The organism is Nitrospiraceae bacterium, assembly GCA_019637075.1.
Lineage (GTDB): Bacteria > Nitrospirota > Nitrospiria > Nitrospirales > Nitrospiraceae > JAHBWI01.
Window position 1 is genome coordinate 1 of the sequence record JAHBWI010000004.1, and the last position, 14,322, is coordinate 14,322.

A 14,322-nucleotide genomic window follows, 5' to 3' on the forward strand; every position below is an offset into this window, starting at 1 on the left:
TTGCGTTTTTCCCGGAATTTTACGAGTTCCCGAGATCTCGACATGCCCCGATGGCTTCAATATCCCCGTCGATACCGGTCGCCCCCTTTCCGTGAGAATGTTGAAAAACCCGCCCTGCGTCGTTCTCGGGTCCGCGTCTCCCTGCAGCCTCGCAGGACGGCATTTTGAACATTCTCACAATCATTGACTAACTGCGGCCTTGCCAGAAGTCTTTTTGAACATCCGCACGACTCCTGGATTGGCCATTCGCCATCTGCTCTTAGATGTGCATCATACCGCATGGGTCAAGGGGATGCCAGGACGTCACGCGCTCTTGAAGCGCGTGAGCCTGGCAAACACAATCGCACCAAACGGGAGGACCAGCCCCAGAAGCAACTGGATGATCAGCAACTCGCCGAGCTGGCTATAATCGGCCGGAGTTTGCAGGGTATTCGTTAGTGGATCGCGGACTTCCCTGGTCACGATATAGATCTGATTCAGGTACTTGCTGCCAAGCTGGCTCAGCGAGAGCGCCAAATTCGTAAATGAGGCCATAACCGCAAAGTACGTCGCCTTGAGCGAATCCGGCGCCGAATTGGCGATCCAGGCCAGCAGCGGGATCATGGCGATTTGGCCCATCGGCGATTCCAGTGCCGTATTGACCAGGGCGATGAATCGGGCGTCGATGAGACCGCCGGTCAGCGCCGAGGTCCATTGGTGCAGCCCATAGTACATGCCGACGATGGGAGCGGAGAGCAGGAACCCGGCTACGGTCAGGAAACCCACCACATAGGTGATCGAACGCTCCGCCATGAACCGCCGAAACACGAACATGCCCGCCAGGGCCAAGATGCTGCCGATGAGCGAGAGCACCGAGAGAAACTGTTGGTCGAACTTGAGCTCGTCGATCAGCCACCAGGTCACGCCTTCGCCGGGGAGGGGAATGGCTCGAAACACAAAGATGACCAGCGCCGTGCCCAGTAACACATGTCTCGCCTGCGGGGCCAGATCCTGGGTGAGCCGCTTGATCAGGAACGCCACAATCCCGAACGATCCGGCAAAGACGATTTCTTCCGCATAGGCCGAATCTCCAAGCCCGACCATCAGCGTGAATAGGACGAATGCGAGGCTGCCGCCGAGAATCCACCAATTCGCTGCGGTCGGCTCGCTGTGGCCCTCAAGTGCTGCCCGGACCTGCTCTCGCGCCATTCCCTGCGCCAATAGCCGACGCCTGTCCCTGAGCCTAAGGACTGAGGCAGCCCCCACACCCAACACCGACACGAAGGGGATGACGAGTGCCATCAGGTAGACATTTTGATAGATGGCCGCGATCGCCTCTTTCGGCAGCCCCTCCACACCCGTGAACAAATAGAGATTGATGAGCGCGACCAGGATGCCGCCGCCGACCACCGCCACGCGCCCCAGCGTCTGCATCGTCGTATGCATCAGCTTCCGCTGCTCGTCGTTGAAGGGTCGGCCCTGCTCATCCAGGCGCGGCACGGCTTCGACGGTCATGGCATCGGCCACGGTGTCTTGCAAGACATAGCCGACCGGAGACAGCAGAACGCTCAACACGTACCACGCCTCTGCCGACATGACGGCCACCATCGCCTCCCGATGGCCGATCAACCCCACCATGATCAGCAGGCTCGTCGCGATGAGCCCGGCGCCGAGGTACACCAGGGCTCCCTTCCATCGCCACAGAAGATCGACGACGTGACCGATCGGCATCTTCAAGGCCCAGGGAATCCCGGCCCAGAACCCCAGTGCGGCAAGAAACGAGGCGGACAGTCCGAGGTACTCTTTGACGAAGAAGGTGCCGACGATGCCGGTCAAGCCGGAGATGCCGGCGGCGAGGTATACCATCAACGGCGGCAGATAGGACAGGCGAAGCTCTCGTCCGAGCTCGAAGACGTTACGATCAATCCATTCAGCCAGTATCCGCATGAATTCGATCTACTCAACAGACCCGGGAGGCACCGCTCCGGCATTCAAGGCAATGTTCACTCTCCGCTCGACCGGGAACTGTCGATCCCGCCAGGCATCCAAGCCACCCTCCAAGGGCCTCACTCGATGGATGCCTTTTTTCTTGAGCATGAACGCCGTACGGGCGCTGGAGACTTCGTTGGGACAGGTACAGTACAACACAATCTCGCGGTCCCGTGGAATCTCGTGGTGCCGGTGCTCGATTTCCTCCAGCAAGAAATTCATCGCACCGGGAATCATCTCCGGATCCAATTCCAGCGACAAGGGATGCCGCACGTCGACTATCGTGATCGCTTCGCCGGCGTCCAATCGTCGCTTCAGTTCGTCCACCGAGATCTTGGCCATTCGCAAGTCGCGGATGAATTTCTGGCGATGGTAGTACTTATACCCGATGAAGCCAACCAACCCGACCAAGAGCACACTCACCAACACCGCGCCGGCCTGATCGAAAAGGGCGGCAAGCTGCTCGAGCTGGCTGCTGAACAGCGCGCCCACTCCCGCGCTCACGGCCACCCAGAGTACGGCGCCGGCCATATCGTACAGGAGGAACGTCAGGGGACTCATGCCGACGATCCCGGCCAGGGGAGGAGCGACGGTGCTGAAGCCTGGAATAAACTTCGCCAGGAGCAGCGCGCGCGGCCCCTGCTGTTGAAACAGGTTCTCGGTGCTTCGTACGCAGGAGTCGGGCTCAAGCGACATCCGGCACAGAAATCCCAGGACGCGTCCGCCTTTGGTTCGCCCGAGATAGTACCAGGCCACGTCCGGAGGAACCGCCGCGGCGACGGGGATCAGCAACGCGGTGACCAGACTCATCTTCCCGGCACCGACCAAGGCGCCCGCAGCGACCAAGAGGGGAATGGCCGGAATCGGAAGACCCACCTGCTCGAGAAACACCACGGCGAACAGCACGGAAGCTCCGTGGTCCACCAGGAATTGAAACGACGACGGCATAGGTTGTTTGGTTAAACCATCCGGAGCGGATAGGGGTCAAGCTGCGAGACGGCAGGGCACCCCGCTCGGCGGAGCGCCCCGCCCGGTTTCTCTTCGGATTACTTCGGAAACGACTGCGGGGCCTTCACCTGTTGCCAACCCTCGCCGTTCAAAGACCGTAACATCGCCACCAAGTCCTTTTTCTCCTCGTCGGTCAGTTCGAGGGGAATGAGGGTGTTGTCCAGGTACGGATTCTTAATCCCGCCCTTGTCGTAGAACTCGACGACGTCTTCCAACGTCGAGAATCGGCCGTCGTGCATGTACGGAGCAGTCCGTGAGATCTCGCGCAGCGTCGGGGTTTTGAAAGCCCCAATGTCTTCTGGGCTCTTGGTGACCATGTACCGACCGAGATCCACCGTATTGGTATCCCAACCAATGCCCAGGTTGTGAAACTTTTCGTCGGAAAAGTTGAAGCCCGAGTGGCACCGCGTGCAACGGGCCTTGCCGCGAAACAATTCCAACCCGCGCCGTGCCGATTCGCTGAGCGCCGGCTCTTCACCGCCGACATCATAGCGATCGACGGCACTGTTTCCGGAGAGAATCGTGCGCTGGAAGCTTGCGATCGCCTTGCCTACGTCGCCGATCTGGATGTCGTGTCCGAACACCTCTCGGAACAATGTGCGGTAGCCCTCGATCTGGCGCAGTTTGCTGACCAACTCATCGTGGTTTGCGAATCCATGCTCCACGGGACTGACGAACGGTCCAATCGACTGGTCTTCCAGCCTGTCCGCCCGTCCGTCCCAGAACTGCGCCTTGCTGTAGACACGGTTGAATGAAACCGGCGCACTGCGCCCTCCCTTCAATCCGTTGATGCCGGTCGATACCGGTTGGCCGTCTGCAAAGCCCTTCTCCGCCATATGACAACTCGCGCAGGCGATCGTGTCGTTCTTGGACAGCCGCCGATCGAAGAAGAGCAAGCGGCCGAGCTCGACCTTCTTCGCACTTTGTTGGTTGTCGGCAGGGATAAACCCCGCCGGATCCTCCAATCCCAATGGAACGGCTTGGCTCTCCGAAGCCACCTGCATTCCGGAACTCCCTGCGGCAGGTGGCAACAAGGCCAAGCCCCCGACGATGACGCCGATCACCCCCCACGATGTCCATCGCTTCCGCATATTCCTATCCTCCTCTTTGGACTGTGAATTATTGCTCCCCGTTCTTCCTCCCTCATCGATACCGAACGGGCGTGCACGAACATCACGATATCGCCCTGCATCACATCAGTCCAATTGATAATATGCGTCGCTTCGATTAGTATTACTTATCGTTTGATCGAAGAGGAGGGCTGCCGTGACGCTGACGGAACTGCAGTACATCGTGGTGCTCGCACAGGAAGGTCACTTCGGTCGTGCCGCGGAGCGGTCGTTCGTAACCCAGCCGGCGTTGAGCCTTGCCATCAAGAAACTCGAAGACGAGTTGGATGTGACGATCTTCGAGCGGCGCAAGAACCAGGTTGTCCCGACGCCGTTGGGCCAGCAGATCATCCAGCAGGCCCAGCGGGTGTTGGAGGAGGCGGACCGCATCAAGCTCCTGGCTTCGCAGGGTAAGAACCAGTTGGTGGGGCCGCTGCGATTCGGCGTGATCGCCACGGTGGGCCCTTACCTCCTGCCCGATCTCGTGCCGCAGCTCCACAAGCGGGCACCCCAAATGCCGTTGGAGATCGAAGAAAACCTGACGGTGAACCTGACTGCGATGCTGAAGAACGGCAAGCTCGACGTGATCATGATCGCCTTTCCGTTCGAGGAACCGGGCATTCTCACCCAGCCCCTGTACGACGAACCGTTCAAGGCCGTCGTGCCGGCCGACCACGCGCTCGCTCGCAAATCGAAACTGGATTCGACGGCGCTGAACGCCGAACGCGTGCTCCTCCCTCACGCAGGGCATTGCTTCAGGCAGCAAGTACTGGACAGTTGTCCGGAATTGAGCCGGTCGGACACGGAAGGACTACAGGGCAACTCGCTGGAGACAATCCGTCAGATGGTGGCGTCCGGATTGGGCATCACGGTCATGCCGGCCAGTGCGGTCACGAACAAACATCACAACAAGCGGCTGGCCATCGTGGAATTCGCCAAGCCGGTACCTGAGCGCCGGATCGGGCTGGCCTGGCGCAAGGGGTTCGCACGGCCGGCGGTGATCGGCGTGATTCGCGAGGCCGTAAGGACGGTGAAGATCGCCGATCTGTCGGTGCTTCCAGCCTAACGGGAGACCGTCACGGCTTGACGGCGGCTGAGCAACTCGCGAAGCCGGGACCGCATTTCTTCCACCGGCAGCCTAGTACGATCCCCGTGGCCGGCCAGAATCCATTCGAACCGGTGCGGGAGCAACGTGCCGATCGACCGCAGCAGGGCGGCGCGATCCCAGACCAACTGAAGGGGTGCTTCGAGCGTTTTCGTCTTGGGTTCCCACCAGAGGTGATCACCCGTGAACAACACCTGGTCGCGATAGAGCAGGGCCATGCTGCCTGCGGTATGGCCCGGAACAGGTATGGCGAGAAACTCAGGGGCCAGCCTGACCGGCTCTGTTCCCTCCACAATGCGCTCCGCATCCGGCATCGCCTCGACGTCGGCGCGGTGGATGATGCGCGTGGACTGGAAATGCGCCGCATAGCGGGCTGCGTCCGCGATATCATCCTCGTGCGTCAGGAAGATGAATCTGACCCCGCCACGCCGTTCGAACGCCTCGACCAGGTGTTTGAGGAAGCGGGGTGAATCCACCAGCCAGTTTCCTTCGGGATGTTCTACGAAAAAGCTGTTGGCACCGAACGACTGCTGGGCGTTAAACCCACAGTACGACACCTCGCCGCAGATCGGCAGGGGAAAACTGGCCATCGCCTCGCGCAAGAGCGCCTGTTCCGATGACTCCGTTCCGATCGAACCGACCGGGCAGGCCAGCAATGCCTGGCACGCGCGATAGCGCTCCCGGATGGTCACCGGTTGAGAGACAACCGCCGAATTCTCTCCGACTTCTGAAAAGGTTTCCGGCGCCAACTGGCGGCAGGCATCGCAGTTGATGCAGGTCGCATCGACAAAGAAGTCGCCGGCAATGTTCGAGTCCAGGCGCTTGCGGGAATCAGCCATGGAAACCAGCTCACATCTGTGGCGGTTTGGAAGGGCGTCCGGTCTTGGCCCGCTCCGCCGCCCGCCAGAGGTACCAAGAAGCGGTGCTGCGGTAGGGGCGCCATCGCTCCCCGAATTGTAACACCTGCATGGGTGTCGGCATCATTCGTCGGCGATAGGCGATCCGAAACCCGTTTCGGACACCGAAATCGTCGACGGGAAGGACATCCGGGCGGCCCAGTTGGAAGATCAGCAGCATCTCGACCGTCCAACGACCGACGCCACGAACCGCGACGAGCCGCTCGACGATCGCCTCATCGTCCAATGCCTTGATGGCACGGCCGGTGGGCACAATTCCCTCCAGCGTCTTGGCGGCCAGGTCTCTGAGCGCGAGGATCTTCGAGCCGGAAAATCCCGCCCCTCGAACGGCGTCTACATCCACGGCCAGCAAATCATCAGGGCGCGGGAACCGGCGGCCCGGAAACAGCGCGACAAACCGACGAAGGATACTTTCCGCCGCGTTGGCATGGAGCTGCTGGTAGGCCACCGCGCGGGCCAAGGCCTCAAAGGGCGACCGCCCGACGCGTGGCTTGATCTCACATGGACCGACGTCCCGGATGAGTTGCCCCATCACGGGATCGACCCGCGATAGATGCCGTGCGGCAGGGGACAGAGCCTTCATCCCTGTGGCAGGATCGCATCGGCTTCGATTTCGACCAGCATGTCGGGATCGATCAAGCGTTTCACCTCGACCATGGTGGTGGCAGGTCTGATCGACCCGAAGATCTCACCGTGCGCTCGTCCCACCTCTTGCCACTGGTCGATGTCGGCCATGAAGATCCGCGTCCGCACGACATCCGAGAGCGCGGCCCCGGCCTGCTGCAGCGCAGCCTCGATGGTCTTGAGCGTCTGGAGGGTCTGGGCATAGGGATCGCCCTTCCCCACCAATCCCGACGGTGTCATCGCCGTCGTCCCCGATACCTGCACATGCGCGCCCACTCGTACCGCCCGCGAATACCCGATCTTGCCTTCCCACGGCCCACCCGTCGACACATTCCGTCGCGACATACCCGCTCCTTTCACATGACGATCCCGCCGCCCACTTGAATTGTTTGCCCCGTGATCCATCTCGCGTCTTCACTCACCAGAAAGGCGACCACATCCGCAATCTCGGCCGGCTGGCCGACCCGCTGCATCGGCGAACGTTGCGTCCCGATCTGTCTGTAGGTCTCGGTCAGGACGCCCGTGTCGGTGATACCCGGAGCCACGGCATTCACCGTGATGCCGCGCGGCGCCAGTTCCTGTGCAATTCCTTTGGTCAACTGTTCGAGGGCCCGCTTGCTTGCCAGGTAGGCGCTGGCGCCGTGAAAATTCATTTGGGTCCCCGCGGTGGAGATGTTCACGATCCGGCCATGGTCCGCGAGCAGCCGTGCCGCTTCCTGCATGGCAAAGTAGGGCCCCTTCGCATGCAGCCCGATCAACGCGTCGAAATCCGCCTCCGTGGTTTCGGCAAACGATTTCGGCGAGAACTTGCCGGCGTTGTTGATGAGTATATCGAGGCGCCCGAGACGCTTCACCGTATCGGCGATCAAACGGCGGGCGTGCACGACCAGGCTCATGTCCGCATGGATCGTGACGGCGGTCCCGCCGGTCTCACGGATGGCGGCGGCCACCACTTCTGCCTGCCGCGCCCGACCGTGGAAATGCACGACGACTGCGGCCCCGTCACGAGCCAAACGCATCGCGATGGCGCGTCCCATGCCGCCCGACGCCCCCGTCACGATCGCTACCTTGCCGGTCAAGTTCGCCATCGACCCGGCCTTTACGATCGCGAAGGCGAAAGCGGCTGACCCCAGACTGCGCGGTAGGCGAAGTCGCCGACCGACTTGCGCTCGCGAGGAGCCACTTCACGTTGCTTGAGGTAGTCTGGGAGTACATCCGGCTCTCCCGGATATCCCACCGCGATCATAGCGACCGGCTCGTGACCCGCTGGAATCCTGAGCTCCACCCGCGCCCGCTCGATGTCGAAGCCGGCCATTTGGTGCGCGATCAGCCCAAGCGCCGTCGCTTGCAAGGCCAAGCTCAGGATAGCCATACCCGTGTCGTGAAGGGCGTGCCGGTTCGGCGTCCCTTCGTCTTCGAAATTGAGACGCGCGACCGAGAGCATCAGGATCGGCGCCCGGAATGCCCATTTCCTATTGCCTTCCTTCAGGCAATTCAACAACCGGGCATACCCCTCGGCATCCTCCTTGGTCGCCAAGACGATCGACCAGGGCTGCTCGTTGTTTGAGGATGGGGCCCAACGCGCCGCTTCCAACAGGCTTCGCACTTTGTCCGGTTCTACCATTCGTTCCGCATAGGCGCGGGGACTCCAGCGTCGCCGTAAGAGGTCATGAATCGGGGACTCTGTCTCAGCCGGTTTCTCCATCACTGACTCCTCTCTTGACCGCATCAATCGATGAACACCCAGTATACGCACAAGGTGGTGCGTTTGCATGGGTGGCGCCGCGGCGGCGTTTCGATCGACTTACGGACTCTTCTGTTCAACGGCCTCGGCAATCGGCGGAGCTGCGGACGGCTCGTTCGGAGACCAGCCGCCGCCAAGCGCCTTGTAGAGTTGCACGACGGACACGAGGTGGAGCCGCCTCGTCGAGGCCAGCGATAACTCCGCCTCGAAGAGGTTTCGCTGCGCAATCAGGACGTCCAGATAGTTGGCGAGACCGCCTTTGTATCGAAGGTTCGCCAGGTGCAAGGCAGCCTGCAAGGCACGGACTTGGCGATCCTGCGCCGCCGCCTGTTCGCGCGCAGTCTCCACCCCCGCCAACGCATCTTCCACTTCCTTGAACGCAACCAAAATCGTTTGCTTGTAATGGGCGGCCGCCTGTTTCGCTTGCGCTTCAGCCGCGGCCTGTTGAAACCCCAGCGTTTGGGCGTTCAGCAGGGGACCAGTGAGTCCTGGTCCGACCACCCCGAAATCTCCCCCCGGCGTGAAGAGTTTGGAAAGGCTCGGGTTGGCGATGCCCAGCGTCCCGGTCAGAGAGATCTTGGGAAATCGATCGGCTTTGGCCGCCCCGATACGAGCGGTGGCAGCAGCCAGTTCCTGTTCCGCCTGGACGATATCGGGACGTCGTTGCAGCAATTCGGACGGCAGCCCGGCTGGAACCACCGGCGGCATCGTCTGCTCGGTTAGGGAGAGACCCCGCGCGATGCGGCCGGGATTGCGGCCGAGCAGCACGCTCACTTCATTTTCTTTCTGAATGATCTGGCGCCGGAGGTCGGCGATCCGCGCTGCGGCATTCTCCCGCTCGGCCTGGAACTGCTCGACATCCAGCCTGTGGATGATGCCCTGCCGATGGCGCGCCCGACTGATTCGGACGGACTCATCCCACGCTTCCAGCGTACGTTGCGCGATGTCCAATTGAAGATCGAGCTGGCGCAGGTCGAAGTAGGACTGCGCCACCCCGCTCACCAGCTGGAGAATGATCGCGCGCCGGTTCTCCTCCCGAGCCAAGAGATCGCCTCGTGCGGCCTCATTGGAACGGCGGATGCGTCCCCAGATGTCCAACTCCCAGGCCAGGTTTCCTTGCAGGTAGTAGTTGAAGGGATTGGCAAAGCCGGGAAAGCGGACTCCGCCCCGCCTGGCAAGGGGCGCATTGCCCACGGCATCCATCTTGGGAGCAAAATCCGTTCGAGCCACGAACAGGCGGGCTCCGTACTCCTCGACCACAGCCACGGCGCGCTCGAGGTCCTTGTTTTCCTCCAGCGAGATGCGAATGAGCTTTTGGAGTTCGGGGTCCCGATAAAGTTCCCACCAGGGCATGTCGGCAAGGGAAGGCAGATCCCGGCCCTCAGCGGCCATGCGATAGTTGTCATTCGTGGGAATGTCGAGGCGCGAATAGTCGGGCCCCATCGCACAGGAGAGCAACATACCCGAGCAGAGCACGATGGCGACCCGGAACATCACAAGGTCCTCCTTGCACGGGAACAGCAACGGCGTCGAGCGCAGCTCAGTGGCCTGTTTCCGAGACCGGCGCTTCGTTCCGCCGACTGAATTTGCGGATCAGCACGAAAAACAATGGAACGAAACAAATCGCCAAAAACGTGGCCGCCAGCATACCGCCGAAGACCCCCATCCCGATCGAATGCCGACTGGCCGCTCCGGCCCCCGAAGCGGTCACCAACGGCACGACGCCGAGGATGAACGCCAAAGAGGTCATGAGGATGGGACGGAACCGCAGACGGGCGGCTTCGAGGGCCGCCTCGTACAGTGACAGGCCCTGAGCATATTGTTGGTTGGCGAACTCGACGATCAGAATTGCGTTCTTGGCCGCGAGCCCGATCAACGTGACCAGCCCGATTTGGAAGTAGATATCGTTCGCCATCGCCGAGAGCCATACGGCGCACAAGGCCCCGAATATGCCGAAAGGCACGGCTAGGATGACGGCGAAGGGAATGCTCCAACTCTCGTATTGCGCCGCCAGCACCAAAAACACCATCAGGAGTCCAAAGCCGAACGCCAGGATGGACTGGCTGCCCGCCTTCCGTTCCTGGTATGAAATGCCGCTCCAATCAATATCGAACCCGCGCGGGACCAAGACCTCCTGCGCGGCGCGCTCCAAGGCGTCCAGCGCCTGGCCCGAACTGTAACCCGGCGCGGCCGAGCCAAGCACGAGCGCCGTGTTGAATCCATTGAAGTGAGTGACGGGATCAGGACCGCTGCTATAGCTGGTCGTGACGACCGTATCGAGCGGAATCATGGCGGGACCTTGTCCGTTGGAAGCCCGCACATAGATCTTGCCGATATCGGCGGGACTCGATCGGTATTGCGGTTCGGCTTCGGTTTGCACCCGGTAGACACGCCCGAACTTGACGAAGTCGTTGATGTACAGGTTGCCGAAAAACGCCTGGAGCGTATCGAACACCTCGGAGATCGGCACACCCAAGGCCTTGGCCCGCTCCCGGTTGATCTTGGCATGGACACGCGGAGCGCTGACGCGAAAACTCGTACCGACCGTGCCGATCGCCGGATCCTGCCTGGCCTTGGCCACGAACTCCTGCGCCACCGCGCCGAATTTCTTGAAATCTCCGCCGCTCGGATCTTGCAGCTGCACGGAGAACCCGCCGGTGGCGCCCAAGCCACGGATCGAAGGAGCGTTGAACGCCAAGACCAATGCGCCGGGGATCTTTCCGAACTCCTGGAACGCGCCCGCGATGAGGCGCTTCGCATGTTGTTGCGGACCCTTGCGTTCCTCCCAACCCTTGAGCGGTGTAAACATGGTCGCCGTGTTGGTGCCCCGCGTATTGAACACGAAGTTCTGTCCCGAAAGGGTCTGCGTCCCATAGATCGCAGGGATCGTGTGATAGTACTGCTCGACCCGATCCAACACCGCATCCGTCCGTTTTTTCGATGCCCCGTCGGGAAGCTGCACCACGGTGATGAAGTACCCTTGGTCTTCGTCCGGGAGAAACGCGACCGGGATGGTGCGGAACAATTGAACCGTCACGGCGAGCAGGACCCCAACGATCACCAAGGACAAAACGCTGTGCTGGAGCATGATCCCCACGCCGGCGGCGTATCGATGTTGCGTCCACTCGAAGAACCGGTTGAAGAGGCCGAAGAATCCCCGCCGCGCTCCGTGGCTTGGCTTGAGAAGCAGCGCGCAGAGGGCCGGACTGAGGGTCAGTGCGACGAATCCGGAGATGGCCACCGAGACGGCGATGGTGATGGCGAACTGCTTGTAGAGCTGACCGGTGATGCCTCCCAAGAATCCCACCGGGACGAACACCGCGCAGAGCACCAAGACGATGGCAATGACGGGTCCCGCCACCTCTCCCATGGCTTTCTTGGCCGCCGCCCTGGAGGACAATCCGGCTTCCATGTGGCGCTCGACGTTCTCGACCACCACGATGGCGTCGTCGACCACGATGCCGATGGCGAGAACCAGACCGAACAGGGTCAAGGTGTTGATCGAGAACCCCAGCGCAGCCATCCCCGCAAACGTTCCGATCAGGGAAACCGGAACCGCCACTGCGGGAATCAGGGTCGCCCGCCAGCTTTGCAGAAAGAGGAAGACCACCAGCACAACCAACACCATCGCTTCAACCAAAGTCTTGACGACCTCCTTGATCGACACTTCGACGAACCGGGTCGTATCGTAAGGAATGTCGTAGGTGACCCCCTGGGGGAAGACGGCCGACAGTTTTTCCATCTCGTTGCGAATATGCCGGACGGTATCCAGCGCGTTGGCGCCGGGAGAAAGAAAGGTGAGCAGCAATGCGGTGGGCTTGCGATTGTAGCGGCCCTCAAGCACGTAGGATTGAGCTCCGAGCTCGACCCGCGCCACATCCTTGAGTCGGACCATCGACCCATTCGGCAAGGCCCGGACGATCAGTTCTTCAAACTCCTTCACATCCGACATCCGTCCTTCGGTAATGAGCGGGAGGGTGAGTTCGGTGCCGATCGGCATCGGCTCGCGGCCGATGGTGCCGGCGGGGAAATCCCGATTCTGCTCGCGGACCACATTGGCGATGTCGGTGGGCGTGAGACTCAATTGAGCCATCCGCACCGGGTCGAGGATCAGCCGCATGCTGTAATTCTGCTGGCCATAGACCAATGCGTCCCCCACCCCCGGGAGCCGCTTGATGTTGTCGAGAATGCGCAGGGTGGCGAAGTTGGCGAGAAAGAAGGCATCCTGCTGCGGATCGTTGGATTGCAGCACCATGACGGCCAAGAGATCCGGCGACATCTTTTTCACCGTGACCCCCTGGCGAACGACTTCCGGCGGAAGTTGCGGCTCAGCCAGCTTTTGGCGATTCTGTGTTTGGACCTGCGCGATGTCGACGTTCGTACCGATCTCGAACGTCAGCCTGATGGTCATATGACCATCGTTCGTACTCGTGCTGTCGAAATACAGAAGGTTATCGATGCCGGGAAGTTGCAACTCGATGGGGCGGGCTACGGACTCCGCGACGACTTCGGCGCTGGCGCCGGGGTAATCGGCCTCGATCTGCACCGTCGGCGGGGTGATCTGAGGGAATTGAGCGACCGGGAGGGCCTGCATGGCGACCAGCCCAATGACAACGATGACGATGGAGAGGACAGAGGCAAAGATGGGACGGTCGATGAAGAGGCTGAGGTTCATCGGGCCCCGTCCGTACCGGTGGTCACCGGCCGAGGAGCCGCTTCCGCTTCGGCAATCGCCACCGGCTTTACCTGCGCTCCGGGCATGACCCGTTGGAACCCGTCCACCATGACCCGCTCACCAGGCTGCAGGCCCTCCTCGATGAGCCAGCGATCCCCTTGCCAATCGGTCGCTTTCACATCGCGCACCTCAACCTTGTCGCCCTGGGCCACGACATAGACCACGGCCCCCTTTGCCCCCTGTTGCACGGCGCGCTGCGGCACGAGGATGGCGTGGGGTTTCGAGACCCCGTGGAAGCGCACCGTCACAAACTGGCCCGGCAACAGGATCCGGTCGGGGTTCGGGAAGACCACGCGCGCCTGCCGGGAACCAGTCTCGGTCCGGAGACTGACGTCGGCAAAATCCAACACGCCCTTGTGGGGATACGTCGTCTTGTCGACGAAAATAATCGTGCCGGTCAAACTATAGATACCGGGATGCTGGATCCGTTGAGAGAGAATGTCGCGCCGTCGCTTGAGCAGAAAGCTCTCCGGGGCGCTGACGATGACATACATGGGGTCGACTTGATGGATGACGGTCAACAGATCCGTCTGGGCCGTGACCAGCCGTCCTTGATAGATGCGGGTCCGTTCGATCAGCCCATCGACCGGCGCCAGGATGATCGTATTGTCGAGATCGAATCGGGCTTTGACCAGGTCTCCACGCGCGGCTTCCAAGGCGGCCTTGGCGGCGAGATCCTCCGCGATCGCGTCATCCACGTCCTTTTGGCTGACGGCATCTTCAACCAACAGCGGCTTGACTCGAGCCAGGTTCTGTTTCGCTTGGACAAGCCGCGCTTCCGCCTGCGCCACCCGCGCCTTGGCGCTGATTTCGGCCGCCTTGAACGGGACCGGATCGATTTCGTAGAGGCGATCGCCTTTCTTGACGTCGCGTCCTTCGGAAAACAATCGCTGTTTGATGATGCCGGTGACTTGCGAACGGATCTCGACGACGCTCGAGGCTTCCGCTTGGCCGATGAACTCCGGCTCGTCCGGGACGGACTGGAGGGTTGCCTCGACGATCTGTACTTCGGGCAGCGGAGGGACCGGCGGGGCGCCTGCTTCGCCCTTGCATCCGAAGAGGCCGATCATAATCAGACCTGCGAAGACGATTCTCGCCATATCATCCCCACG

12 protein-coding genes are annotated in these 14,322 nt (G+C 61.3%); 1 reads left to right on the forward strand and 11 read right to left on the reverse strand.

Annotation, left to right across the window (positions count from 1 at the left end; all coding sequences use genetic code 11):
- Positions 1–303: 303 nt before the first annotated feature.
- From KF814_11155 to KF814_11165, 3 genes are all read right to left on the reverse strand, one after another.
- On the reverse strand, positions 304–1,926 hold the full coding sequence (locus KF814_11155; protein MBX3236699.1) for a hypothetical protein: 1,623 nt from the start codon (positions 1,924–1,926) through the stop codon (positions 304–306).
- 9 nt (positions 1,927–1,935) lie between these two features.
- Positions 1,936–2,916: a VTT domain-containing protein gene (locus KF814_11160; GenBank protein MBX3236700.1), complete on the reverse strand. Its 981-nt coding sequence runs from the start codon at positions 2,914–2,916 to the stop codon at positions 1,936–1,938.
- A gap of 98 nt (positions 2,917–3,014) precedes the next feature.
- On the reverse strand, positions 3,015–4,067 hold the full coding sequence (locus KF814_11165) for a cytochrome-c peroxidase (GenBank protein MBX3236701.1): 1,053 nt from the start codon (positions 4,065–4,067) through the stop codon (positions 3,015–3,017).
- Positions 4,068–4,242: 175 nt separating this feature from the next.
- On the opposite strand from KF814_11165, the gene KF814_11170 reads away from it, so the two are divergent.
- Positions 4,243–5,151 (forward strand): hydrogen peroxide-inducible genes activator, encoded by a 909-nt coding sequence (locus tag KF814_11170; GenBank protein ID MBX3236702.1) that lies wholly within the window; start codon positions 4,243–4,245, stop codon positions 5,149–5,151.
- On the opposite strand, the gene KF814_11175 is transcribed toward KF814_11170, so the two are convergent.
- The 8 genes from KF814_11175 to KF814_11210 form a co-directional block, all read right to left on the reverse strand.
- Positions 5,148–6,029, reverse strand: coding sequence for an MBL fold metallo-hydrolase (locus KF814_11175; protein MBX3236703.1), 882 nt, complete (start codon positions 6,027–6,029; stop codon positions 5,148–5,150). The two genes, KF814_11170 and KF814_11175, sit on opposite strands and share 4 nt — an antisense overlap.
- 10 nt (positions 6,030–6,039) lie before the next feature.
- Positions 6,040–6,690 (reverse strand): DNA-3-methyladenine glycosylase 2 family protein, encoded by a 651-nt coding sequence (locus tag KF814_11180; GenBank protein ID MBX3236704.1) that lies wholly within the window; start codon positions 6,688–6,690, stop codon positions 6,040–6,042.
- The gene (locus tag KF814_11185; GenBank protein ID MBX3236705.1) at positions 6,687–7,076 is read right to left on the reverse strand and encodes a RidA family protein; all 390 of its coding nucleotides are present in this window, start codon (positions 7,074–7,076) and stop codon (positions 6,687–6,689) included. Before KF814_11185 ends, KF814_11180 begins: the two co-directional genes overlap by 4 nt.
- A gap of 11 nt (positions 7,077–7,087) precedes the next feature.
- The gene (locus KF814_11190; protein MBX3236706.1) at positions 7,088–7,819 is read right to left on the reverse strand and encodes an SDR family oxidoreductase; all 732 of its coding nucleotides are present in this window, start codon (positions 7,817–7,819) and stop codon (positions 7,088–7,090) included.
- A gap of 11 nt (positions 7,820–7,830) precedes the next feature.
- Positions 7,831–8,436, reverse strand: coding sequence for a nitroreductase family protein (locus tag KF814_11195; protein MBX3236707.1), 606 nt, complete (start codon positions 8,434–8,436; stop codon positions 7,831–7,833).
- A 99-nt stretch (positions 8,437–8,535) separates the two neighbouring features.
- The gene (locus tag KF814_11200) at positions 8,536–9,969 is read right to left on the reverse strand and encodes an efflux transporter outer membrane subunit (GenBank protein ID MBX3236708.1); all 1,434 of its coding nucleotides are present in this window, start codon (positions 9,967–9,969) and stop codon (positions 8,536–8,538) included.
- A gap of 46 nt (positions 9,970–10,015) precedes the next feature.
- Positions 10,016–13,150 (reverse strand): multidrug efflux RND transporter permease subunit, encoded by a 3,135-nt coding sequence (locus KF814_11205; protein MBX3236709.1) that lies wholly within the window; start codon positions 13,148–13,150, stop codon positions 10,016–10,018.
- A complete protein-coding gene (locus KF814_11210; protein MBX3236710.1) occupies positions 13,147–14,310 on the reverse strand; it encodes an efflux RND transporter periplasmic adaptor subunit in 1,164 nt (387 codons plus the stop codon). Before KF814_11210 ends, KF814_11205 begins: the two co-directional genes overlap by 4 nt.
- Positions 14,311–14,322 lie beyond the last annotated feature (12 nt).

What these genes read in the sequence shown, in the direction of transcription:
- KF814_11155 (MBX3236699.1), bottom strand. Translation starts at nt 1,926, where the DNA reads ATGCGGATACTGGCTGAATGGATTGATCGTAACGTCTTCGAGCTCGGA.
- KF814_11160 (MBX3236700.1), bottom strand. Translation starts at nt 2,916, where the DNA reads ATGCCGTCGTCGTTTCAATTCCTGGTGGACCACGGAGCTTCCGTGCTG.
- KF814_11165 (MBX3236701.1), bottom strand. Translation starts at nt 4,067, where the DNA reads ATGCGGAAGCGATGGACATCGTGGGGGGTGATCGGCGTCATCGTCGGG.
- KF814_11175 (MBX3236703.1), bottom strand. Translation starts at nt 6,029, where the DNA reads ATGGCTGATTCCCGCAAGCGCCTGGACTCGAACATTGCCGGCGACTTC.
- KF814_11180 (MBX3236704.1), bottom strand. Translation starts at nt 6,690, where the DNA reads ATGAAGGCTCTGTCCCCTGCCGCACGGCATCTATCGCGGGTCGATCCC.
- KF814_11185 (MBX3236705.1), bottom strand. Translation starts at nt 7,076, where the DNA reads ATGTCGCGACGGAATGTGTCGACGGGTGGGCCGTGGGAAGGCAAGATC.
- KF814_11190 (MBX3236706.1), bottom strand. Translation starts at nt 7,819, where the DNA reads ATGGCGAACTTGACCGGCAAGGTAGCGATCGTGACGGGGGCGTCGGGC.
- KF814_11195 (MBX3236707.1), bottom strand. Translation starts at nt 8,436, where the DNA reads ATGGAGAAACCGGCTGAGACAGAGTCCCCGATTCATGACCTCTTACGG.
- KF814_11200 (MBX3236708.1), bottom strand. Translation starts at nt 9,969, where the DNA reads ATGTTCCGGGTCGCCATCGTGCTCTGCTCGGGTATGTTGCTCTCCTGT.
- KF814_11205 (MBX3236709.1), bottom strand. Translation starts at nt 13,150, where the DNA reads ATGAACCTCAGCCTCTTCATCGACCGTCCCATCTTTGCCTCTGTCCTC.
- KF814_11210 (MBX3236710.1), bottom strand. Translation starts at nt 14,310, where the DNA reads ATGGCGAGAATCGTCTTCGCAGGTCTGATTATGATCGGCCTCTTCGGA.